Raw genomic sequence first — 289 nt, 5'->3', positions numbered from 1 at the left:
CGCAGGAAGTCGTGATGATCGGCCATTCGGCGCCGCTCACCGGCCCGCAGGCCGCCAACGGCAAGGACAACGAAAACGGCGCGCGGCTCGCGGTGGACGAGCTCAACAAGGCCGGCATCAAGGTCGCCGGCAAGGCCGTCACGTTCAAACTGGTTTCCGAAGACGACCAGGCCGACCCGAAGGCCGGCGTGCAGGTCGCGCAGAATCTCGTCGACAAGGGCGTCGTCGCGGTGCTCGGGCCGTACAACTCGGGCGTCGCGATTCCGGCGTCGCGCGTGTATTCGACGGC

At 67.8% G+C, this 289-nt stretch carries 1 protein-coding gene; it reads left to right on the top strand.

Annotation, left to right across the window (positions count from 1 at the left end; translation table 11 throughout):
- Positions 1-14 precede the first annotated feature (14 nt).
- On the top strand, positions 15-289 hold a 275-nt coding region (locus AAEZ03_RS26820; protein ID WP_350582833.1), incomplete at its 3' end, for an ABC transporter substrate-binding protein.

This window comes from Pseudomonas sp. HY2-MNA-CIBAN-0224 (assembly GCF_040310285.1).
In the GTDB taxonomy this organism is placed as follows: Bacteria; Pseudomonadota; Gammaproteobacteria; order Pseudomonadales; family Pseudomonadaceae; genus Aquipseudomonas; species Aquipseudomonas helleri.
Note: the sequence above shows the minus strand (reverse complement) of the source record. Positions and strands in the feature narration are given on the sequence as shown.